At 67.1% G+C, this 22,204-nt stretch carries 18 protein-coding genes and 1 pseudogene; 4 read left to right on the forward strand and 15 right to left on the reverse strand.

Going from position 1 to position 22,204, the window contains the following annotated elements; all coding sequences use genetic code 11:
* The first annotated feature begins 1 nt into the window (after position 1).
* From K4A76_RS11185 to madM, 4 genes are all read left to right on the forward strand, one after another.
* A complete protein-coding gene (locus tag K4A76_RS11185; protein WP_274412178.1) occupies positions 2-616 on the forward strand; it encodes a malonate decarboxylase holo-ACP synthase in 615 nt (204 codons plus the stop codon).
* On the forward strand, positions 613-1,533 hold the full coding sequence (gene mdcH / locus K4A76_RS11190) for a malonate decarboxylase subunit epsilon (RefSeq protein WP_029887238.1): 921 nt from the start codon (positions 613-615) through the stop codon (positions 1,531-1,533). Before K4A76_RS11185 ends, mdcH begins: the two co-directional genes overlap by 4 nt.
* A 123-nt stretch (positions 1,534-1,656) precedes the next feature.
* A complete protein-coding gene (gene madL / locus K4A76_RS11195) occupies positions 1,657-2,079 on the forward strand; it encodes a malonate transporter subunit MadL (protein WP_274412179.1) in 423 nt (140 codons plus the stop codon).
* Positions 2,080-2,081: 2 nt separating this feature from the next.
* Entirely contained in the window at positions 2,082-2,846 is a 765-nt protein-coding gene (madM, locus tag K4A76_RS11200; protein ID WP_009686722.1) for a malonate transporter subunit MadM, read from the forward strand.
* 29 nt (positions 2,847-2,875) lie between these two features.
* On the opposite strand, the gene K4A76_RS11205 is transcribed toward madM, so the two are convergent.
* The 15 genes and pseudogenes from K4A76_RS11205 to K4A76_RS11275 form a co-directional block, all read right to left on the reverse strand.
* Positions 2,876-4,171 carry an MFS transporter gene (locus K4A76_RS11205; protein WP_009686723.1) on the reverse strand — a complete coding sequence of 432 codons (1,296 nt, stop codon included), beginning with the start codon at positions 4,169-4,171 and terminating at the stop codon, positions 2,876-2,878.
* Between the two features lie 326 nt (positions 4,172-4,497).
* The gene (locus tag K4A76_RS11210; RefSeq protein WP_274412180.1) at positions 4,498-5,631 is read right to left on the reverse strand and encodes an HlyD family secretion protein; all 1,134 of its coding nucleotides are present in this window, start codon (positions 5,629-5,631) and stop codon (positions 4,498-4,500) included.
* The gene (locus tag K4A76_RS11215) at positions 5,628-7,277 is read right to left on the reverse strand and encodes an MFS transporter (protein ID WP_274412181.1); all 1,650 of its coding nucleotides are present in this window, start codon (positions 7,275-7,277) and stop codon (positions 5,628-5,630) included. Before K4A76_RS11215 ends, K4A76_RS11210 begins: the two co-directional genes overlap by 4 nt.
* A gap of 213 nt (positions 7,278-7,490) precedes the next feature.
* Positions 7,491-9,893 (reverse strand): TonB-dependent receptor, encoded by a 2,403-nt coding sequence (locus K4A76_RS11220; RefSeq protein WP_274412182.1) that lies wholly within the window; start codon positions 9,891-9,893, stop codon positions 7,491-7,493.
* A 111-nt stretch (positions 9,894-10,004) separates the two neighbouring features.
* Positions 10,005-10,970 carry a FecR domain-containing protein gene (locus K4A76_RS11225; protein ID WP_197879532.1) on the reverse strand — a complete coding sequence of 322 codons (966 nt, stop codon included), beginning with the start codon at positions 10,968-10,970 and terminating at the stop codon, positions 10,005-10,007.
* Entirely contained in the window at positions 10,967-11,476 is a 510-nt protein-coding gene (locus tag K4A76_RS11230; protein WP_029887859.1) for a sigma-70 family RNA polymerase sigma factor, read from the reverse strand. Before K4A76_RS11230 ends, K4A76_RS11225 begins: the two co-directional genes overlap by 4 nt.
* A 100-nt stretch (positions 11,477-11,576) precedes the next feature.
* The gene (locus tag K4A76_RS11235) at positions 11,577-14,093 is read right to left on the reverse strand and encodes an excinuclease ABC subunit UvrA (protein WP_054912535.1); all 2,517 of its coding nucleotides are present in this window, start codon (positions 14,091-14,093) and stop codon (positions 11,577-11,579) included.
* A 57-nt stretch (positions 14,094-14,150) separates the two neighbouring features.
* Positions 14,151-14,354, reverse strand: a pseudogene (locus tag K4A76_RS11240) (type VI secretion system protein TssA); the annotation flags it as partial.
* An 80-nt stretch (positions 14,355-14,434) separates the two neighbouring features.
* Positions 14,435-14,746: a hypothetical protein gene (locus K4A76_RS11245; RefSeq protein ID WP_274412183.1), complete on the reverse strand. Its 312-nt coding sequence runs from the start codon at positions 14,744-14,746 to the stop codon at positions 14,435-14,437.
* A 200-nt stretch (positions 14,747-14,946) separates the two neighbouring features.
* Complete coding sequence (locus K4A76_RS11250; protein WP_274412184.1) at positions 14,947-16,005, reverse strand: glucuronyl hydrolase; 1,059 nt, start codon at positions 16,003-16,005, stop codon at positions 14,947-14,949.
* Entirely contained in the window at positions 15,989-17,167 is a 1,179-nt protein-coding gene (locus K4A76_RS11255; protein WP_274412185.1) for an MFS transporter, read from the reverse strand. Before K4A76_RS11255 ends, K4A76_RS11250 begins: the two co-directional genes overlap by 17 nt.
* On the reverse strand, positions 17,164-18,372 hold the full coding sequence (locus tag K4A76_RS11260) for an acyl-CoA dehydrogenase family protein (protein ID WP_274412186.1): 1,209 nt from the start codon (positions 18,370-18,372) through the stop codon (positions 17,164-17,166). The genes K4A76_RS11255 and K4A76_RS11260 overlap by 4 nt, the downstream gene beginning before the upstream one ends.
* A 3-nt stretch (positions 18,373-18,375) precedes the next feature.
* On the reverse strand, positions 18,376-20,025 hold the full coding sequence (locus K4A76_RS11265; RefSeq protein ID WP_009681730.1) for a class I adenylate-forming enzyme family protein: 1,650 nt from the start codon (positions 20,023-20,025) through the stop codon (positions 18,376-18,378).
* Complete coding sequence (locus K4A76_RS11270; protein ID WP_274412187.1) at positions 20,022-21,824, reverse strand: CoA transferase; 1,803 nt, start codon at positions 21,822-21,824, stop codon at positions 20,022-20,024. Before K4A76_RS11270 ends, K4A76_RS11265 begins: the two co-directional genes overlap by 4 nt.
* Positions 21,825-21,894: 70 nt before the next feature.
* Positions 21,895-22,167 carry a MoaD/ThiS family protein gene (locus K4A76_RS11275; protein WP_009681732.1) on the reverse strand — a complete coding sequence of 91 codons (273 nt, stop codon included), beginning with the start codon at positions 22,165-22,167 and terminating at the stop codon, positions 21,895-21,897.
* Between the last annotated feature and the right edge of the window lie 37 nt (positions 22,168-22,204).

The following is a 22,204-nucleotide window of genomic DNA, read 5'->3' on the forward strand; positions in this document are numbered from 1 at the left end:
GGTGAACGCGCCACGCCCCCATGACCTGCTGTGGGGCATGCCCACTTCGGCCCTGCCGGCCGACGCGCCGCTGTGGGCACGGGAAGTGTTGGCCGGCGGCCAGCCGGTGGTCGTGCGCCGCGCGGTGTGTGACGCCGGATGGGTCGCCGTGGGCGTACGTGGCCAAGGGCGGGCGCAGCGCCTGGCAGCGTTGATGCGGGTTGGCGACATTCAACGCCAACAGGCCCCCGAAGCCTTGCAGCGGCCAACACAGCGCGCCTGGCCAGCATTGCAGGCCCTGGCCTGGGTAGCGCCAATGCTCGATGCCTGCGGCCTGGCCTGGGGGCCGACAGGTGGCGTGGGTTACCAGATTGCAACGGGTATCGACGTGCTGCACGCCGACAGCGACCTGGACATACTGGTACGCACGCCGCAACCGCTGGCGCGTATACAGGCCCGCACGCTGTTGGCGATGCTGGACGGCGCGCCATGCCGTATCGATGCGCAGCTGGAAACCCCGGGCGGGGCTGTGGCGTTGCGCGAGTGGGCCGGTTTCGCCCACCGTGTGTTGCTCAAGTCGTCCGTGGGGCCATGCCTGTGCGAAGACCCGTGGGCTGTACGGGAGCGTGCCGCATGAGCACTCTGTTCGCGTTCCCGGGCCAGGGTGCCCAGCAGGTCGGCATGTTGCAGCGCCTGCCCGAAGGCAGCGCGCCGGTGCTGGAAGAGGCCAGCGATGCCCTTGGCCAGAACGCACTGGCGTTGGACAGCGAGCACGCCCTGCAGTCGACCCGCGCCGTGCAGTTGTGCCTGCTGCTCAGTGGCGTGGCCTGGGCGCGCTGGTTGATGCAGCGCAGCCCAGGGCCGGATTGTGTGGCGGGCTTGTCGGTCGGCGCCTACCCGGCGGCAGTGGTGGCCGGTGCTTTGGGCTTTGCCGACGCTGTGCGCCTGGTTGCCCTGCGCGGCGAACTGATGCAACGGGCCTATCCGCGCGGTTATGGCATGACTGCGCTCAGTGGCCTGGAGCTGGCCAGTGTCGAGCGCTTGCTGGGCGAGGTGGGCGGCGAGGTGTATGTCGCCAACCTCAACAGCGAGCAGCAGATCGTCATTGCCGGCAGCGAAACGGCGATGGCGGCGGTGGCGGCCCGCGCGCGCAGCCTGGGCAGGGGCATCGCGCGCCGGCTGGCAGTCAGCGTGCCATCGCATTGCCCGTTGCTGGCTGGCCCGGCAGCAGAGCTGGCTGCGGCCTTCGCTGCGGTCGAACTGCAGCGGCCACGTATCACTTACCTCAGTGGCAGCAGCGCACGGGTGATAGTCGACCCGCAGCGCCTGCGCGACGATCTGGCCGGCAACATGGCGCGCCGGGTGGACTGGCGGGCAGCGTTGCGCAATGCCTATGAACGCGGCGTGCGCCTGCACCTGGAAATGCCGCCTGGCAGCACGCTCAGCGGCCTGGCCAGGCCGGTGTTCGAACAGGGCAGGGTGCTGGCGGTGGAAGGCACCCGATGGGACAGCCTGGATGCGCTGCTGCGCCAGGAGGTGGCGGACCGGCGATGATGGCGGGCAGCGCGCCGGCTGGCACGGGCTACGCCCGTTAATGAAGCCAGTGCGGCGCTTGCGGGTTTACCGATGGCGAAGAACAACAACAAGCAACTTCGACACTACCTGAGGACAACAACAATGATCATCTATGGTGTGGCACTGCTGGCGGTCTGTACGCTGGCTGGGGTTATCGTCGGCGACTTCCTGGGCGTACTGCTGGGCGTCAAATCCAATGTAGGCGGGGTCGGCATCGCCATGATCCTGCTGATCTGCGCACGCCTTTACATGCACCGTCACGGTGGCATGAGCAAGGAGTGCGAGTTCGGTGTGGGCTTCTGGGGGGCCATGTACATTCCGGTTGTGGTGGCCATGGCGGCGCAACAGAACGTGGTCACTGCCCTGCACGGCGGGCCGGTGGCGCTGCTGGCTGCGATAGGTGCGGTGCTGGTGTGCGGTGCGACCATTGCACTGATCAGCCGCAGCCACCGCGGCGAACCGCTCCCCGCGGTCGAGGCGCCACTCCAGGCCAATGGGCATGCTGCCCCTGCAGGAGGGCGCTGAACATGTGGCCGATCATTGATAATGCCCTGGAACATAACGGCCTGATCACTGCCTTCGCGGTGGTGGGCGGCATCATGTGGCTGTCGGTGTTGTTGTCCAGGTACCTGACCTTCGGCCGCGTGCACGGCTCGGCCATCGCCATTGTCATCGGGCTGGTGTTGGCCTGGGTGGGCGGCACCCTCACAGGCGGCCAGAAAGGCCTGGCCGACATGGCGCTGTTTTCCGGCATCGGCCTGATGGGCGGGGCCATGCTGCGCGACTTCGCCATCGTTGCCACGGCGTTCGAGGTGCAGGCCACCGAGGCTCGCCGTGCCGGGATGATCGGCGCGGTGGCGCTGCTGCTCGGCACGGTCTTGCCATTCATTGTCGGGGCGGGCGTGGCGTACGCCTTTGGTTACCGCGACGCGGTGAGCATGACCACTATTGGTGCCGGCGCCGTGACGTACATCGTCGGCCCGGTGACCGGCGCGGCGCTGGGTGCCAGTTCGGACGTGATGGCCCTGTCGATCGCCACCGGTTTGATCAAGGCGATTCTGGTGATGGTGTTCACCCCGGTATCGGCCCGTTTGCTGGCGCTGGACAACCCACGCTCGGCAATGGTGTTCGGCGGTTTGGCGGGGACTGTGTCGGGTGTGACCGCCGGGTTGGCGGCGACGGACCGGCGGCTGGTGCCTTATGGGGCACTGACCGCCACGTTCCATACCGGCTTGGGGTGCCTGATGGGGCCGTCGATCCTGTACTTCTGTGTGCGAGGGTTGGTGGGGTAGACAACCGGGCTGCATGGCAGCCCGTTGGCTCAGTGGGCCTGGCTCTGGGCAGCCGGTGCAGGGTCGGCGGGCTCCAGCGGCGGATGCTCTTGCGCGGCATGCATCAGGTCTTCGGTTACCCGCAGTTCGGCACCGGTGGGCGAGAACGTGGTCGAGGCGGCGAAGGGCGCCGGGTGTTCTGCCGCCGGGCGCTTGCCACGGCGCCACATGAAGAAGCACAGCATCGCCAGGTTGACCACGGCAAACGCCCAGAACAGTCCGGCCTCGCCAAACTCGGTCATCATCGGCGAAATGGCCACCGGTGCCATGGCCGAGCCCAGTGAGTTGATCAGCAGCAAACCCTGGATCATCGGCACCAGCGCATCGGACGGTGCGCGGTCGGCGGCATGGCTGACCGCGACCGGGTACAGGGTGAACACGCCTCCGCCCAACAGGAACAGCATGGCCGGCAGCAGGAACGAGTCCGAGGGCAGGAAGACCGTGACCAGTGACAGCACAACGCACAAGGCGGCCAGCGCCAGCAGTACGTCCAGGCGGTCTTTGCGGTCCGACCAGCGCCCGACCGGGTACTGCAACAGCATGGCGCCAAGGATGACCCAGGCCATCATGTTGCCGACTTCGCCCACCTCCAGGCCGATGCGTTGCAGGTACAGCGGCAGCAGGGCATAGATGCCGGCGATGGCGACGCCCGAGCCGAAACAACCCACCAGGCCCGAAGGGGCCACGCCCAGCAACTGCCGGGGCTTGAGGGGTTCGACCTGCTCTAGCAAGGGCGATACCCGCGGCAGGATCACGATGGGCAGCACCGACAGCGCGGCGAGCACGCCGGCCAGCATGAACGGCGCGGTATCGCCCAACTGGGTGATCTCCCCCAGGCCGGCCTGGGCGATGACCCCGGCGCCATAGAAGGCGATCATGTACAGCGCCAGCAGGCGGCCGCGGATTTTCGCGTCGCCGGCCAGCAGCAGCCAGCTTTCGATCACCAGAAACACGCCCACGGCGGCCCAGCCGTTGATCAGGCGCAGCACCGACCACCAGGTCACGTCGTAGAACAAGCCCTGCAGCAAGATGGTCACGGCAATCAGCGAGGCGAAGCTGGTATAGGCGCGAATGTGGCCGATGCGCAGGATCAGCCGGTCGTTGAAGATGGCGCCCAGTGTGAGGCCGATGAAGTAGGTCGACGAAACGATGCCAATGGTGGTGGCAGACTCACCGGCAGCGCCCAGGCGCAGGGTGGTGAGGGAAGACATGAAGCCGTTGCCCAGGGCGATGATGAACAGCCCGAGCAGGGGCGCCAGCGCCATGGCCAGCAAACGCGGAGACATAGGTACCTCTGGTTGGATGAGCGGAATGAGCGCCTTTTCGGACGCGCACACCGGCTCGACCCCGCAAGGGGCGAGTAGCTGCACGGATGCGACCTGGGCAAGACTCAACCGCTGGGCCGTAGGGGATGGGGCCGGGCGGGGAGGGTTGAGCCTATTTCACATGGTGGGCATGTGTTCAGGCACGGACTCTGTCATTGCTGCTGGTTGCCACCGTTGACGGCGACGGGCGAAAAGGAAGCGCGATTCTACGGGGTTGCGAGGGTTTGCCCAAGGGGCCTGGCCCTGCGACGAGACGCCGCAGGTAGCCAGGCAACTGCGCCCGGCAGCTAAGGCTGCACCCGGGTATCGATACTGACCACCACCGACATCCCCGGCCGCAGCTGCCGGGCGGGTGGCTGGTCGGCATCCACGGTGATCCGTACGGGTATCCGCTGGGCGATCTTGACGAAGTTGCCGGTGGCATTGTCGGCCTGCAGCAAGGCGAACTCCGAACCGGTGGCCGGCGAAATCTGCTGCACGTGCCCGTACAGCTTCAGGTGGTTCAGCGCGTCCACGGTAAAGCTCACGGGTTGGCCGATGCGCACATTGGCCATCTGGGTTTCCTTCATGTTGGCGATGACCCACAGGGTGTCGGGCACCAGCGCCATCAACTGTGCACCTGAATTGACATAAGCACCCAGGCGCGTGCCGATCTGCCCCAGTTGGCCGTCACGCGGGGCGGTAACCCGGGTGTTGTCGAGGTCGATGCGCGCCAGCTCCACGGCGGCCTTGGCGTTTTCCACGGCCGCTTCGAGCGCAGCCCGGTTGACCACCACGGTCTCCCGGTCCTGCCGGGCGATATCCAGCGCGGCCTTGGCCTGGGCCAGGCTGGCGACGGCAGCTGCCTCGTTGGCGCGGGTCACGTCCAGTTCACTGCGGGAAACCGAGCCGTCGCTGACCAGCGCCTGATTGCGGCGCAGGTCGGCCTTGGCTTTGGTCGCCTGGGCCTGGGCATCGCCAATGGCGGCCTGGCGCTGGGCAATGGTGGCTTCGGCGCTCTTGCGCTGTTGCAGGTTATTGGCCAGGGCTGCCTGTTGCTGCTGCAACTGGGCGAGGGCCTGGGCCAGGCGCTGCTTGTAGATACGGTCGTCCAGTTGCACCAGCAGGTCGCCGGCCTTGACGAACTGGAAGTCGTGCACGGGCACGTCGACGATGTAACCACTGAGCTGGGGGCCGATCAGGGTGACCTGCCCGCGCACCAGGGCGTTTTCGGTGCTTTCGATGGCACTGCTGAAGGGCGGCAGGCGCCAGGCATAGAGCACCAGCAGAACACCTGCCAGGGCCACGGCGGCAAAGCAGATCGAGGACAGCAACCGCACCCGCCGCGTGCGTACCGGGCTACCCGGCTCGCTGGGCGGCGTTGCGCCTTCCGGGGTTTCGGCGATGGCGGTGGTGGTCGTGGTACGGGTGTCGTCGGTCATCGGGTGGGCACACCAGGGGTGGAGTCGGTGGTGGTGGCCTGGCGTGTCGAGTACCAGAGCCAGGTGCTACGGATGCAGATCCAGATCATGGTCAGTATGGCGATGCTGCCGATCAGTACGAACACATCGTTGTAGGCCATGACATTGGCTTCGCGGCTGGCGGCCGTGGCCAGCAGGCGCATGCCGGCTTCAGTGCGCAGGGCCGGGTCGGCGAGGATGCCACTGTAGGCTGCTGCACCGCTTTGTACGCGGGCATTGACCAGTGGTTCCAAATAACTCAGGTGGTCCATCAGGTGGCTGGAGTGGAACTTCTCCCGCCAGGTCTGGAAGGTGCCGAGCAGTGCCGCGCCAACCAGGCCGCCAACGTTGTTGCAGATGCCGAACAGCACCGAAAAGCTGACCAGGTTACGGGGGTTGGCGCGCACATGGCTGATACCCAGGGCCATCGACGGCCCCAGGAAGAAGGTACTGCCAAAGGCCAGCAGAAACTGGCTGAAGTACATTTGTGCCGGGCGCGTGAGGTTGCTGGAACCGCTGTCGATGAATGCACCGACGGCCATGGCCAGCAAGGACACGAACAGCGGGATGATCAGGTGGTTGGGGTTTATGGTCAGGGCACTGCTGGCCAGGCCCGCCACGGCACCCAGCAGCATGATCCAGTACAGGCTGCGCATCTGCTCGCTGCTCATGTTCAAGGCCTGCAGGAAGCCTACCGCCCCTGTGGATTGCTCCGAGGTGACCATGCGGATCAGCACCACGCACAGGGCCAGACGGATGATGGCGCCACTGCCAAGCCAGCGGGTCATCAGCAACGGGTTGCGGCGGTTGTGTTCGATGGCCAGGCCGCTGAGCATCAGCGCAATCGATGCCGCCAGCGCCACGCCGAGCCACGGGGCCTCCAGCCACCAGTCGATGCGCCCCAGCGACAGCACGGCACAAAGCAGGGCGGTACCGCTGGCCATCAGGGTGAAGGTCAGGAAGTCCAGTGGCTCGAAGGTTTTGAAGCGGTCACCGGGCGGCAGCTTGAGCAGCAGGACACAGCCCAGTGCCGCCAGGGCCAGCCCGAGCTCGAACAGGTACAGCCCGCGCCATTCGGCTATCTGCAGCAAGTCTTCGGAAAAGATCCGCGCCAGGGGTAATGCCAGCTGCGAAGCGCCCAGGCCCAGTACCATGGCCTTCAACCGCCATTGGGCGGGGAAGGCCTGAATCATGTAGTACAGCCCCAGCGAGCTGAGCGCCGCCCCTACCATGCCGTGGGCCGCGCGTACGGCGATGGCCGAGTTGAGGTCGTTGACCAGCAGGTGGGCGAAGGTGACCAGGACGTATAGGACCAGGAACACCTCGGTGAAGGCGCGCAAGCCGAATTGTTGGCGGAATTTCACCAACAGCAGGTTCATGGACACGTTGGTCATCACGTAGGCCGCTGGCAGCCACGCCATTTCCGCCGTGGTTGCACCTAGCGCGCCTTGCAGGAACATCAGGTTGGCGGTGACCAGCGCGTTGCCCAAGCCACCGGTAATGGCTACCAGCAGGCCGACCACGCCATACGCCAGGCGTTTTGCTGGCGAATGCAAAGGCGTGGAGGGGGAGCCTGGCAGGGTGGGCTTTTCGTGGGGTAGCCACGCGTGTGGGGCGTATTTGTTCATGGGGCAGACTGTACTTGAGCGGCGCTTGGTGCTGCTAGGTGTAGGCTTTGGTTTTGAGCGTATTGTGCGTTGCCGGTAGCACCGTATTCGCGGGTGGCACAGAACCCGCCGCGGTGGCTGGCACCGGCTGCGCCGGTGTTCGCGGGAACGCCCGCTCCCACAAGGGAGCGGGTTTACCCGCTAAAGGGCCGGGGCTGCTGGCCGACGGGGGCGTCAGAAGTCTACGCTGGCGGACAAGCGCAGCACCCGTGGTGTGCCTTGGGTCAGGTAGTTGTTGGTGGTCGAGGCCGACGCCCAATAGGCCTTGTTGGCGACGTTCTCCAGGTTGGCCCGCAAGGTCACCCACTGCTCATCCACCTTGAAACGGTAACGTGCGCCGAGGTCGACCCGGGTCCAGGCCGGGATGTTCAGGCTGTTGCTGGCATTGACGTACTGGCCGCCGGTACGCAACACCCGCGCATTCAATGCCGCGCCGGCGATGCCTGGAACGTCCCAGTCCGCGCCCAGGTTGTACTGGAAGCGCGGCACGCCCGGCGCACGGTTGCCGTCGTTGGCGCCATTGGCAGTGTTCTTGAGCTCGGTGTGCATGAACACTGCACCGGTCAGCAGGCGCAAGCCGTGCACCGGCTCGCCGAACACATTCAATTCCACCCCTTTGTTGACCTGCTCGCCGTCCATGCTGAAGGTGTCGCGCTCGGCACCGGCGCTGCGGAACGTGGTGCTGTTGGGCTGCTCGATGCGGTACAGGCCAAGCGTTGCACCAAAGCTGTCCCAGTCCAGCTTGACCCCGGCCTCGACCTGCTTGCTGCGCATGGGCGGGAACACTTCATTGGCATTGGTCACGCTCGACGGGGCAGTGGGGCCTTGTGCCAGGCCCTCGATGCGGTTGGCGTAGAACGACACATGCTCCCACGGCTTGAGCACCAGGCCATAGACCGGCGTGGTCACCGACTCGTCATAGTTGGCGTTGCGCTCACCGCTAGCGGTAGACCAGCCGTCGACACCGATCGATTGCCGGCGCACGCCCAGGGTCAGCAGCACACGGTCATCCACAAAGCCAAGGGTGTCGGACATCGCCACGCTCTTGACCCGGTTCTTGCCCACGATACGCGGGTCGTGCAGGTCACTGCCCGTATACGTATTGGTCGGGCGCGGCACCTTGACCGGGTGGTACAGGTCGGTGGCATAGCGGTTGGCAGCGGCAACTGCGGCGTAAGCCGAACGTTGTTCGCCCCACATGCCCGAAAGCCCGACGTTGAGCCGATGGCTGACCGGCCCCGTGGCGAACTGGCCATTGATACCGGTCATGGCGCTCTTGTTGTCCTCATCGTGTGGTGAATAGAGGTAGCCACCCCGCGCAGTGCCGTTGGCGTCGCTGACGTACAACGAGGAGTATTCGCCGTTTTCGCGAGTGTGCTTGGCCCCGGCACCGGCATAAAGCACCCAGTTGTCGTTGAGGTCGTATTCGGCGTTGAGCATGCCGTAGGTGTCTTCCAGCTGTGACCAGGTCCACGGTTGGGCGTAATTGTCGCGCGCCGAGGGGGCATGGGGCACTTTGCTGCCGGTTGGGTAGATCACCGCCCGGCCCTGGTTGATGCGTTCTTTCTGGTAACCCAGGTCGGTGGAGAGGCGCAGGCGTTCGCCCCGGTAGTCCAGGGCTACAGCTACCAAGGTGGCGTGTTGCGCTTCGTCGTGCACACCCGTGCCGCCGTCATGCTGGGCCAGGTTGATACGGGCGCCGAAGCGGTTGTCTTCACCAAAACGTTGGCCCAGGTCCAGGTGGCCGCCGACATTGGCGCCGGTGGCATAATCGAGGCTGACGTGGCGGGTTGGCGTGTCTGCGGCACGCTTGGGAACCAGGTTGACCGCACCGCCAATACCGCTGCCCTGGGGGGCGACGCCGTTCAGAAAGGCGTTCGGGCCCTTGAACACCTCGACGCGCTCGAGTGCTTCGGTGGTGATGATCTGCCGCGGTAGCACGCCGTACAGGCCGTTGTAGCTGATGTCGTCAGTGCTCAGTGGCAGCCCGCGGATGGTGAACACCTGCGAGAAATTGCCAAAGCCTGCCGACTGGCGCACTGCCGCGTCATTGAGCAACACATCACCCAGGGTACGCGCCTGTTGATCGGCAATGGTCTTGGCGGTGTAGCTGGTGACGCTGAACGGTACATCACTGGTCGGCTGTTCCCCAAGCACACCCAGGCGTGCGCTACGCGCCACCTGGCCGCCTTGCCAGGTATCGCCGCTGGCGGCCAGGTTGCTGTTGATGGTGGTGGCGCCCAGCTCCAGGGCACTGCCCAGGTCCACTGCCGGCGCCAGTGTGTAGCCCCCGCTGCCGGTGCTGATCAGGCTGTAGCCACTGCCGGCCAGCAGGCGAGCAAAACCCTCCGGCACACTGAAACTGCCCTGCAGGCCCTGGCTTTGCTTGCCCTGAAGCAGCGCCGGGTCGAATGACAAGGGCACCCCGGCATTGGCGGCGAAGCGTGCCAGCACATCGGCCAGCGGGCCAGCGGCCAGGTGATAGTCGCGGGTGGTGGCGTCGGCAGCGATCGCCGCTGGTGCCAGGGCGGCCATGGCGATGGCAAGGCTCAGTGCCTTGAAAGGCAAATGGGGCATTGGGCGAGGGTCCTGTAGGTGCAGAAAAGGGAGGTTCTGCACTGATCACCGGACGACGCCGGAAAAGGTATCAAAATGCCTGTCGTTGATTCCCGTGGCGCTGAGCCCGGGTCAGCTCAGGGGCTCGACCGTCACCCAATAGCGAGTCAGGCCCTGGACAGTTACCGGCAAGGTGTCGGCCAGCAGCCGCAGGCTGGCATCGGTATCGGTCACCGGAAAGGCGCCAGACACTTTCAGGCCGCGCACTGCCGGGTGGCAGCGCAGCACGCCCGGGCGGTAGCGGCCCAGCTCCTGCAACAGGTCGGCCAGGCGCATGTCGCGCGCCAGCAGCATGCCGTGTTCCCAGGCCAGGTCGCCGTTTTCCAGCGGGGTGGCGGGCAGTACACGGTCGGCATCGAACGCGGAGCGCTCGCCCGCCTTGAGCTGCACGCTGGCGGCGGCGTGCAGCGGGCGGTTGGCGACGGTGCCCTGCAACACCGCTACCCGGGTCAGTGCGCCGTCGATACGTACGCTGAAGCGCGAGCCCAGCGCCCGCGCATGGCCCTGCGGGGTGGTCACCACCAGCGGGCGCGGCGGGGTTGCCGGGTCGTTGGCGCTGGTCACGAGCACTTCACCTGCCAGCAAGGCGATACGGCGTTGCCGGGCATCGAAGCGGATATCGATGGCGGTGTGGGTGTTCAACAGTACGTGGCTGCCGTCGGCCAGTGTCAGTGAGCGTTGTTCGCCAACCGCCGTGCGGGCATCGGCGGCCCATTGCTGCCAGGGTGCCTCGCGCCAGGCCATCCAGGCTGCTGGTGCCGCCAGCAGCCACATCCCCAGACGCTGCAGGGCCTGGCGGCGGCTGACCGCACCCTGGCGGCTGAGCCGGCGCAAGGTTTCCCCGGTAACCGGCGCTGGCAGGCGGCGAAACTCACCGAGGATGGCCTCGGCGCGCTGCCAGGCCAGGGCATGCTGGCTACTGCGCTGGCACCAGGCCTGGACGGCGCGATGGTCATCGTCGGTGGCTGCGCCCGACTGCAGTTGCACCAGCCAGTCGGCGGCCTCGCCGAGGATCAGGGGGTCGATAGGTGGCCTCATTCGTCCATGCTCAGGCAGGCGAGGAAGGCGGTGCGCATGTCGCGCTTGATGGTCACCAGCGAAACCTGCAGTTGTTCGGCGATTTGCGCGTAGGTCAGCCCGTCCAGTTGCGACAGCAGGAACACGTGGCGAACCCGCGCCGGCAACTCGCGCAGCATGGCATCGATGCGGTACAGCGTTTCGAGGATCATCCAGCGGGTTTCGGCCGACGGCACTTCTGGTTCGGGCAGATGCGCGATGGCCTGCAGATACGCCCGTTCGACATCCTGGCGACGCCAGCGGTCTATCACCAGGCCCTTGGCAATGTGCGTCAGCAATGCCCGAGGCTCACCGCCGAAATAGCTGTTGCCCTGACGGCTGAGCAGGCGCAGGAAGGTGTCATGGGCCAGATCAGCCGCATCGCAGGCATTACCCAGCCTGCGCCCCAGCCAGCCCTGCAGCCAGCCGTGGTGCTCGGTGTACAGCGTCTGAACGTGCAGGTTGAGGGTGGGGTCGGCGGGCGGCATGGGGCGCGGGTTTCCGGGAAATAGGTGCAATTAGGAATTGATCGCATTCTATGCCCCGGGTTGCAGAACTGGCAATGTACAAAAGTGCGGGTACAGGCCCTTACAATGCCTTGGCCAGAAACGCCGCCGTGCGGCTTTCCTTGCAGTTGGCCACCACTTGCGGCGTTCCGCTGACCACCACCTTGCCCCCGGCAGCCCCGGCACCTGGCCCAATATCGATCACCCAGTCACTCTGCGCCACCACCCGCATGTCATGTTCCACCACCACCACGCTGTGCCCAGCCTCGACCAAGCGGTTCAGTTGCAGCAGCAGCCGGTCGATGTCTTGCGGGTGCAGACCATTGGTCGGCTCATCCAGCACGTACAGGGTCGCGCCCCGGGCCATGCGTTGCAGTTCGGTCGCCAGCTTTATGCGTTGCGCCTCACCCCCGGACAGCTCGGTGGCCGGCTGGCCCAGGCGCAGGTAACCCAGGCCGATATCTTGCAGCACCTGCAGGCACCGCCGGGCCGGAGGCTGTTCGGCAAACACCTGCAGGGCCTGGTCGACGGTCAGTTGCAGCACTTGCGCAATGTTCATGCCTTGCCAACTGACCGCCAGGGTTTCGGGGTTGTAGCGCGCACCGTGGCAGGTCGGGCAGGGTGCGTACACGCTGGGCATGAACAGCAACTCGACGCTGACGAAACCCTCGCCTTCGCAATTGGCGCAGCGGCCCTTGGCCACGTTGAAGGAAAAGCGCCCGGCGTCAAAGCCCTGCGCCTTGGCTTGTTCGGTGGCGGCAAACAGCTTGCGTACATGGTCGAACAACCCGGTGTAGGTCGCCAGGTTGGAGCGCGGCGTGCGCCCGATCGGCTTCTGGTCTACCTGCACCAGGCGCTTGATAGCCTCGAGGCCGGCGCTGACATGGCCGCTGCTGGCCTGTTGCGGTTCGTCTTCCAGGCTCTGCTCCTCAGGCTCGTCGCCTTGTCCGGCATGGCCCAGGTGCGCGCCCACCAGCTCCAGCAGGGCCTGGCTGACCAGGCTCGACTTGCCCGAACCGGAAATACCCGTTACCGCCGTGAAGCAGCCCAGCGCAAATGCCGCGCTGAGGTTGTCGAGGTTGTTGCGGCTGATGCCTTCCAGCTTCAGCCAGCCACGGGGCTGGCGTGGCGCACGCGGGGCCTGGGCCTGGGCGCCGAACAGGTAGGCGCGGGTGCAGGACTGTTCGACCTTGGCCAGCCCCGCCGGGGGCCCGCTGTACAGGATGCTACCCCCGTGCTCGCCGGCGGCGGGGCCTACATCCACCAGCCAGTCGGCCCGGCGCATGGTGTCCAGGTCGTGCTCCACCACATACACCGAGTTGCCCGCCTGCTTCAGCCGTTGCAGTGCCTGGAACAGCGCTTCACTGTCGGCCGGGTGCAGGCCGGCCGAGGGTTCGTCGAGTACGTAGATTACGCCGAAAAGCTGCGAATTCAGCTGGGTGGCCAGGCGCAGGCGTTGCAGTTCGCCCGATGACAAGGTGGGCGTGCTGCGCTCCAGGGCCAGGTAGCCCAGGCCCAGTTCGAGCAGGGTGTCGATGCGCTCCAGCAGCTCATGGGCGATGCGCTGCGCGGCCAGGCGCTTTTCCAGGGTCAGCTGGCTTTGCTGTGGCTCCAGGTAGCCCGCTGCCGCGACCTTGCGCAGCACCTCGGCAAGCGCTTGCAGCGGCAACTGCGACAGCTCGGCGATGTCCAGCCCGGCAAAGGTCACGCCCAGCGCTTCACGCTTCAGGCGTTTGCCGTGGCACAGCGGGCAGGCGCTGGGGCGCATGTACCGGGCGACGCGCTTGCGCATCTGTGCACTTTGCGAATGCATGAAGGTATGCATGACATAGCGCCGGGCACCCGTGAAAGTGCCCTGGTAGCTGGGCTCCAGCTTGCGCTTGAGGGCCTGGCGGGTTTGCGCCGGGGTCAGGCCGGCATAGACCGGTGCGGTGGGCGTTTCTTCAGTGAACAGGATCCAGTCGCGCTGGGCCTGGGGCAGGTCGCGCCAGGGTATGTCCACGTCATACCCCAACGTGACCAGGATGTCGCGCAGGTTCTGCCCTTGCCAGGCCATTGGCCAGGCCGCGATCGCGCGTTCGCGGATGGTCAGTGACGGGTCGGGCACCATGGTCGCCTCGCTCACCTCATAGACGCGGCCCAGGCCGTGGCACTGCGGGCAGGCACCCTGCGGGGTGTTCGGCGAAAAGTCCTCGGCGTACAGCATGGCCTGGCCTGCCGGGTACTGCCCCGCGCGTGAATAGAGCATGCGGATGGAGCTGGACAATGTGGTCACGCTGCCTACCGAAGAACGGGCGCTTGGCGTGCCCCGTTGTTGCTGCAAGGCAACTGCCGGGGGCAAGCCTTCGATGGCATCCACATCCGGCACACCCACCTGGTCGATCAGGCGCCGCGCGTAGGGTGCCACCGATTCGAAATAGCGGCGCTGGGCTTCGGCGTACAGGGTGGAGAACGCCAGTGAGGATTTCCCCGAGCCGGACACCCCGGTGAACACCACCAGCGCATCGCGCGGAATATCCACGTCGATGTTTTTCAGGTTGTGCTCGCGGGCACCACGGACACGAACGAAACCGGTGGGGGGAGTGGAACGTGGCGGCATGGCGCTTTCCTTGGCGGTACGGGAAGCTCACGGTAGCAGCATAGTCGCTGACGTGGGTCAGGGTTTCGGTTCGCGGGTGCCAAGTACGTCGCGAATGTTGTCCACCACATTGCTGTCTTTGATCACATCGCTCAGCCAGCCTTCCAGCGGCATGTTGCCCCACTTGATGGCATGTTCTATCAGATACGGCACCGGGCTTTGCGGTTCAGTCTGTTTGAAAAACTGGGCGATGCCGGCCAGCATGCTGAAGGCTTCGTCCCGGGCGATCGAGTGGGCCGCCGGTTTGCACCCTCATCCAGGATCGGCTGCTGGGGTCACGACATAGGAAATCAGTTGCTATCTCATTGGGGTTTCTCGCCCATACTCGCTTTGAGCCGGGCCAACGTAGCTGACTCTCCACCTGTCAACTCAATGCGAAACTCTGCAAACGCATGCTCGAGATCAGCATACTGCTGCAAGCCTTCTTCAGTGAACAGGTAGTGACCCGGGATGTCGCGCCATTCCATGGCGCAGTGGATCAGCTGTTGCTCTGCCGCATGCAGCAGTGGCTCTAGCTCGACGCTCAATTTCATGGCGGCGGGGTCCTGTGCCTTCAGGCTGTCGATCAGCAGGCGAAGCTTGACCGACTTCTGTCTGAGTTTTTCGGTGTTCATGTTCAGCCCTAGTTGGAAAGGGTGCCTATCAATTTTGGAGTGCCCCATTCGCTACGATTAGGTGTGAGGTATTGCATTGCCGCACCGATGGGTGAAATTGTGCCATTGAGCTCTGTGGTAGGAGCAACTTCACTCACAAAAACTTCGGTTTGCTGCAAGGCCGATCTGTCCAAAGGCGAACGCCCCGGCACGCCCGCCGCTCACCACCCCGCCACGCCGCCGTCGCCAGCCAGTACCTGACCCTGGGCGCGCAGCGCCTCGACCAGGAAAAAGGTCGCGCAGGGCGTTTCCACCAGGCCGGTACGCTGCGCATCAAGGCGATAGCGGTGGCCGATGAAGCAGCCATGCCGCACCGACGTTGTCAGCAGCCCGGCTATCTGCCGGCAGGCCAGCTCGCACCAGGCATTACGCCCCGGCAGGCATTGCCATAGGCGCAGCAAGGCCACCGAGGCGATGGCGATGGCGCAGGGGTCGGCCTCGTCGGCGCGTGGGCGGCCGCTGGCGGCGGCAGCGCCCCAGCGCTGGGTCCAGTACTCGCAGGCCCGGCCTGCGGCCTCGGCGTATTCACCACCATAGCGACCTACGGCCTCGGCCAGCCCCAGCATCGCCCAGGCCTGCCCCCGTGCCCATTGGCCTGGCGCGGTACGCTGCCAGTTACCGCCTGGCAGCAACAGGGCCTGGTTGGCCCAGGCGCCCGAGGGCTCGGACAAGCTGTTCAGGCAACGCTGCAGGTGTTGCCGTGCCAAGGCCCAATGGTCGGCGTCCGGGCTGGCATGCAACAGGGCGAGGGTCGGGGCCAGTGCGTCGATGTCCAAGGTCCTGGCGCCAGCCTCGCCAGCCCCCAGCCCTGTGCCCAGCCACCAACCGCCCAACTGCGGATCGAAGTCCGCGGCCAGTGCCGCGGCCGCCTGGGTGGCCAGGCCATGGGCCTGCTCGTCGCACGACTGGCGGGCGGCAAGGCCGGCGCCGTACCAGAACACGAAGCTGCGGTTGACACTCGGTTCGCCAAGCTGTGCGGCCAGCCGGGCGCTCCAGGTCCGTGCTTCGGCCACATCCACCGCGTCGCCACTGGCCTGGGCGCGCCGCCACCAAAGCGCGGCCCAGAAGCCGCCCAGCCAGGAGCCGCGGCGCGACAGTTTCCAGGGCGAGTCCCGATCGACGCGGTACAACGGGAAATGGCCATCGCACTGCTGCGAGATGCGCGGCAGGGGCGCCAGCAGGGCTTCGATGATCGCCTCGCGTTTACGCTGTTCCGGCATCGGCGCAGCCCTCCGACACCTGCCGCGCCCGGTACAGGCTGCGGCATAGCCCGGCGCCCAGGCACAAGGCGATCATCAGCAGTGTCCAGCCCGCGGTGAAGCCGCCGGGCTGGCGCAGCAGCACGGCGAACAGCGGTGGGCCCAGTGCGATACCGCCAAAGAACCCCAGCGACAGCAGCCCGGCGCTACCGGCAACCCCGCCGAAGCGCGGTTCGCGCAGCAGCATGCTCATGGCCACCGCGTTGCTGGCTACCAGGCTCAGGCCTATTCCGACCACCGCCGCCCACAGGGGCCAGTGGCGCGCGGGCGTGGCCAGTTGCATCAACACGATCGTCGCCAGGGCGAACAGGAACAGGCCGCCCAGCAACACGGTTTCATCCCTGAAAGCCGCGCCCAACGGCGTGAGCAGCAGCCGTGAAAGCACACCGGTGACGCCGAACGCACTGATCATCAAGCCGATGCTCGCGGGCGTCACACCGAGGCTGCTGGCATGCACGCCAAAAAAGGTGATGAAGGCCGACAGGCACAGCCCGGCGCAGCCCTGGATGGCCATTAGCCGCAGCAGCCAGCCGTTGGGCCGCTGTACGCGTACGGGCGGTCGATGCGCCTGGGGCGCCGGGGCGATCTGCCGAGCGACCAGCAGCGCCAGCAGCAGCGCCAATGGCGCCCAGCAGCCCAGCGCCATGCGCCAGCCCAGGGCCTGGCTGAGCACCGGCAGGGCCAGGCCGGCGAGCAGCGCCGAGGCCTGCACCCCGGCCTGCTTGATGCCTACCAGGCTGGCGCGCGGTGCGTCCACCGCCTGGGCGATGGCCTGGTTGGTAGCCGGGTTGGCCAGCGCCTGGGCCACGCCGCAGAAGGCCAGGGCGATCACCAGCCCGACGAAGCCCGGCAGCACCAGCACCAGGCTGAAGGACAGTGCCACCAGCATGAACAGCGCCTGCAAGCCACGGCGCGAGCCAATGCGCTGTACCAGCGCCCCGGCCCATGGTGACAGCAGCGCCGCCAGGCCGAATGCGCTGGTGGTCAGCCAGCCCAGTTGCTCGCGGTCCAGCCCCAGCGCCTGAATCAGTTGCGGGCCGAGTACACCCAGCGCATAGAACACCATCATCGGCAGGCCCATGGCGCAGGTGAGCAGGGCGGCCAGCGGAACATGCCGCTTCATGGGGCCTCCTTGGCAGGCGAAGGAACGGAAGGGGTCAGCACGTCGAAGGCGCGGCCGGGGCGCGTGGCCTGGAGCAGGTCGCGCCCCAGGGTGCTGATAAGCGCGTCGTCGGTGCCGTCGAGAATGTGCGTGGTGCGGGCGCCGCGGTAGATGCCCGACAGCGGCGACAGCTCGCTCAGGCCCTCGGCGCCCATTATCTGGATCGCCGAATCCACGGCCAGCGACAGCGCATCGGAGGCCGCCAGCTTGGCCAGGTTGACTTCGATGGCGCTGGCCTGGCCGCGATCGAAGGTGGCCGCTGCCTCGCGCAGCAGGCCCCGGGCCGCCGCAATCTCGCGGTAACAGCGGTATACCCGGGCACGTACCAGTTGCTTGTCGGCGAGCCGTGCCTGCGCGCCGCGGGCCGAGTGCACCCGCGCGCACAGATCGTCGAAGCAGCGCCGGGCCAGGCCCAGCCAGTGGGCGGCGCGCAACAGGCGGCCCAGGCCCAGGCGTTGCTGCATCAGCATCAGGCCCTGGCCTGGCGCGCCCAGCACCTGGTCAGGCTCCACCCGCACTGCCTCCAGGTGCAGCTCGCCCTGGCCCTGCTGACGGCCTAGCAGCGCCAGAGGCCGCACAAAACGAAAGCCTGGGCTGTTGCAGGGCACCACCAGCATCGACAGGCCGGTCTGCAACGGGCCCTCGTCGGTGCGGGCGATGACGGTGGCGAAATCTGCCCGCTCGGCACGGCAGATGAACCACTTGCGCGCCGTCAGCCGCCAGTGGTCGCCTTGCCATTGGGCGCGGCTGTTCAGGGTGGCCGGGATCGAGCCGATGCTGTCGGGCTCGGACATGGCATAGCAGGGCACTTGCTCGCCGCGCACCAGCGGCAGGTACACGCGCTCGCGCAGGCTGGGGTTGGCGTGGCGTGCCAGCATGTGGCAGTCCAGCGTGGCGTCGCAGCCGAGAATCGCCGGCGCGAACTCGCTGCGGCCTTCTTCGGCGGCCACCTCCAGGTAATCGCTCAGGCGCGCGAGGCGACCGCCGTCGGCCACGGGGTAGAAATTACCGAATACCCCGGCGGCCTTGGCCTGCGCCTGCAGTTCGGCGCTCAGCCGCGCCGCCGCCGCGTCGCAGCGGCCCAGCTCGGCCTCACGGGGCAAAATCTGCTGCTCGACGAAGTGGCGTACCCGTTGCGCCAGTTCAATGACGTGCTCGTTGGCCATGGCTCAGCCCACCTGCCGCACGGGCTCGCCCAGCCCGGCTGCGTCGGCGGCCAAGGCACGCTTGTCGACCTTGCCGGCCGGTGTCAGTGGCAGGTGGCGATAAAAGCGCAGGTATTCCGGCAGCTTGTTCACTTCCAGCCCCTGTTCGCGCAGGAACCCGGTGATGTCCTGCAGCGCGAAGCGCGGGGCGCCGTCGCGCAGGGTCACGCACAGGCATACGCGCTGGCCCAGGTCCGGGTCGGGCACCGGCACGCAGGCCACGCTTACCACGTCCGGGTGGGCCATGGCCAGGCCTTCGATCTGCACCGGGCTGATGTTGGCGCCGCCGCGGATGATGATGTCCTTCTTGCGCCCGGCGAGCTTGAGGTAGCCGGCCGCGTCGATGAACCCCAGATCGCCGGTGCGCACCCAACCCTCGGCGTCGCGATAGCGCTCGTCCAGTTCAGGCGCATTGACGTACTGCATCGGGCTCAGCGGCCCGCGTGCCGTGATTTCACCCACGCTGCCCTGGGGCACTTCGCGGCCCAGGTCGTCGACGATACGTATTTCGCAGACCGCCGGGTTGGGCTTGCCCACGCTGCCCAGCACCGCTTCCAGCGGGTCGTCCAGGGTGTTGTGGCAGTTCACCCCGTCGGCCGAGCCATACAGGCTGATGAAACCGCAGCCGAACGCTTCGCTGCAGCGCAGCACGGTGGCCTGGTCGATCACCGAACCGCCGCAGATCAGCCCGCGCAGGCTGGAGGTGTCGATCTGCGCCAGGGCCGGGTCGGCGGCGATGCGTTGCAGCATGGTCGGCACGCCAAGGATGAAGGTTGGGCGTAGGCGCGCGATGGCCTTTATCGCCTCGCCCACCTCGAAGCGCGGCAGTACCACCAGCGAGCCGCCCAGCCAGCTGAGCACGCCGAAGGTGGCGGTAGAGCCGAACGAGGACCCCAGCGGGACCAGGTACAGGCCGCGGAATTCGGCGCCGTCATCGCTGATGCGCTGCAGGAAGCGCCCCCGTCCACCGATCAGTGCGTTGTGCGAATACGCCACCAGCTTGGGCTCGGACTCGGTACCGGAAGACACCAGTAGGCGTACTGGCGAGTCCGGGCACACGCGCGGCAGGCTGGTGCTGTCGATCGGCGCATGCTCGAACAGGGCGTCGAGGGTCGACCAGCCTGCACGCGGTGCGCCGTCTACGATCAGCACGCGCAACGAGAGCAGGGTTGGGCGTAGCGATTCGATGACCTCGCACAGGTCGATGTCGGCATACGTGGCTGGTACGATGACCGCGCGGGCATCGCAGCGGCGCACCAGCGCCTGGATGTCGAGCTTGCCGCGCCCCGGCGGGAAGGGTGCGACGATGGCGCCCAGGGCCGCCACCGCCAGGTCGATGGCGCAGCAGCGCCAGCTGTTGCTCAGTTGGTAGGCCACCACGTCGCCGGCAACGATGCCCGACTGGCGCAGGCTGCCGGCCAGGCGCAGGGCTGCGCCCAGCAGCTCGGCATAGCTGACGTCGCCCTCGGGGGACAGCACCGCCGGCTTGGCCGGCGTTTCCCGGGCGCGTTCGCGGAACAGGTCGAACACGTCGCGATTAGGGTAGCTGCCGTCTTCGCGCCAGCGGCGACGGGCAGCCTGGGGTACCAGGTCGATGATGCCGGCAGTGTTCATGTGAAACTCCAGGGTGATTGAACGGATCGGTAGGCACGCTGACCGAAGCAGTCGGCCAGGCGCGGGTCGTTGGCCAGGCGCGCCAGGTCCTGATGCACCTGGCTGGCGGCAATGCCAGCCTGCTGGCAGCGCGTCTGCCAGTGCCGGGCGTCGGCGCTGGCCAGGCGCCGGGGCAGCTCTGCGGGGGTGCAGGTGCCGCCCAGCAGTTGCCCCAGCGCTTGCCACTGCTGGCGTGTCTGGCAGTCCAGTGCGAGCAGGCCGTCGCCGGTCTCGAACACCCCTTGCAGCAGGCTGGGCGGGGTGCTGTTGCAGGGGGTGGCCAGCAACAGGTCGGCGGCGCCCAGCAGCGAGCTGTGTACCTGGTTGCCGCGCCCGTGCAGGCTGCGGTCGAGCAGCGCGGCGCAGATGCCTTGCGCGCTGATCACACCACCCAGGACGTCGAGCGCGGTGAACAGCGTGCCGCCACGTGTGCCACTGGCGCGGGCGATGCGCTCGGCGACGCCGGACCACGCCTGCACGGTGAAGTCGGTGCCGGGCGCCGATACCAAGGCATCGCCCCAGCCCCCGGCGTAGGCATGCACCAGGCTCGGCTGAGCAAGCTGCAGGTCGGCGGCATCCAGACCCAGCTCGGCAGCCTTGCCGGGGGCCCAGTTGTGCAGGAACACGTCGGCGTCGGCGCACAGGGCGTGGATCTCGGCGCGACCTGCAGCGGACTTGATATCCACTTCGCGTACCGTCTTCAGGTGATTGAGCGCGTCGAAGCGCACCGAGCAGCCATCGGCGCAGGGCGGCATGTGTCGCAGGGGGTCGCCGCCTGGCGGCTCCAGGCGGATCACCTCGGCACCGAGCAGGGCCAGCAGGTGCCCGGCCAGCGGCCCCTGGATACGGCGGCATGACTCCAGCACGCGCAGGCCTTGCAGCGGTAGCGCGGCTGGGCGCGGGGCTGGCCGCAGCGCTGCCTGCGGGCCGGGTGTCAGCCGCCAGGGAGTGTGCAGGCTGGCCGGGTAGTCGGCATCGGCCTGGCGCTGCGCCGGGCTGCGCAGTACCACCAGCGCTACCCCGCTGGCCCGCGCCTGCTGCCGGATCTGCGCCAGCGGCAGGCGCGCCAGTGCGTCCAGGCATTCGGCCGGCATCGGCGCCACGGCCTTGGCATAGCGCAGCAGAAAGTGCTGCCAGGCTTTGCCGGCCAGGCTGTCGGGCAAGCCGAGGGCGTGCCAGAAGTGGCGCCAGGGCTGGCTGTCGAGGGTTTCCAGTTCGAAGGCCGTGCCTTCCAGGGAAACGAACGGCGGGCGGGCAAGCGCGTCGTCCTGCCCCGGCAGCAGCCGTTCGGCGTCTTCCGGTGCGGTTGCGCCAGCCAGGTACTGGCCGATACTCAGCAGGCCGCCGCGCAGCGGGTCCAGGCTTACCTGGGTGAACTGCCCGCCGCGCAGTTGGCCGACGGCAGCAGCCAGGCTGGCCTGCCAGGCGAGGGCGGCGTTGAGGGCGGCCAGGTAATCCACGCCCAGTGCTTGCGGGCGCCCGCTGGCACGGCCGTGCACCGACATCAGGCCGCAGGCCGCTTGCTGTATGAACTCGCTGGTGCTCTCCAGGGGCAGACCTGGCGGTGCAACGAACCGCATGTGAACGGGGTGCAGATCAGGGTGGGCCAACTGCAGCGCGGCCCCTTCGGCCAGGCCGTCGAGGGCACGCAGGCCAAGGCACTGGCCGTGGTGTTGCAGGGCGCGGCTCAGGCCCTGCCAGCCGGGCAGGGAGGGGCCGCTGCGCCAGCCGAGGCTGGCGTCATCTAGCATACGGGACATGGCGGATCTCGCGGACAGGTTACGGGCGAGCAGGCTTCGCGGGCGGGCCCGCGAAGCGGTGAACGGTGGGTCAGCCGCCGGCCACGGCGGGCAGTACGGTCAGCTGGTCACCGGGGCGGATAGGCGTGGCCAGGCCGTCGGCGAAGCGGATGTCGTCGTCGTTGACGTAGATGTTGACGAAACGGTGCACCTGGTCGTCTTTCACCAAGCGGGCCTTGATGCCGGGGTAGCGGCTGTCCAGGTGCTCGATGATGTGGCGCACGGTATCGCCCTGGGCCTGGACCTGCTTCTGGCCGTCGGTGAGTGGGCGCAGCAGGGTGGGGACGATCACGGAAACCGACATGCTTTTCTCCTTGTGGTACACGTTGTGCCGGGGGGGC

The organism is Pseudomonas sp. NEEL19 (assembly GCF_028751975.1).
GTDB lineage: Bacteria > Pseudomonadota > Gammaproteobacteria > Pseudomonadales > Pseudomonadaceae > Aquipseudomonas > Aquipseudomonas juntendi.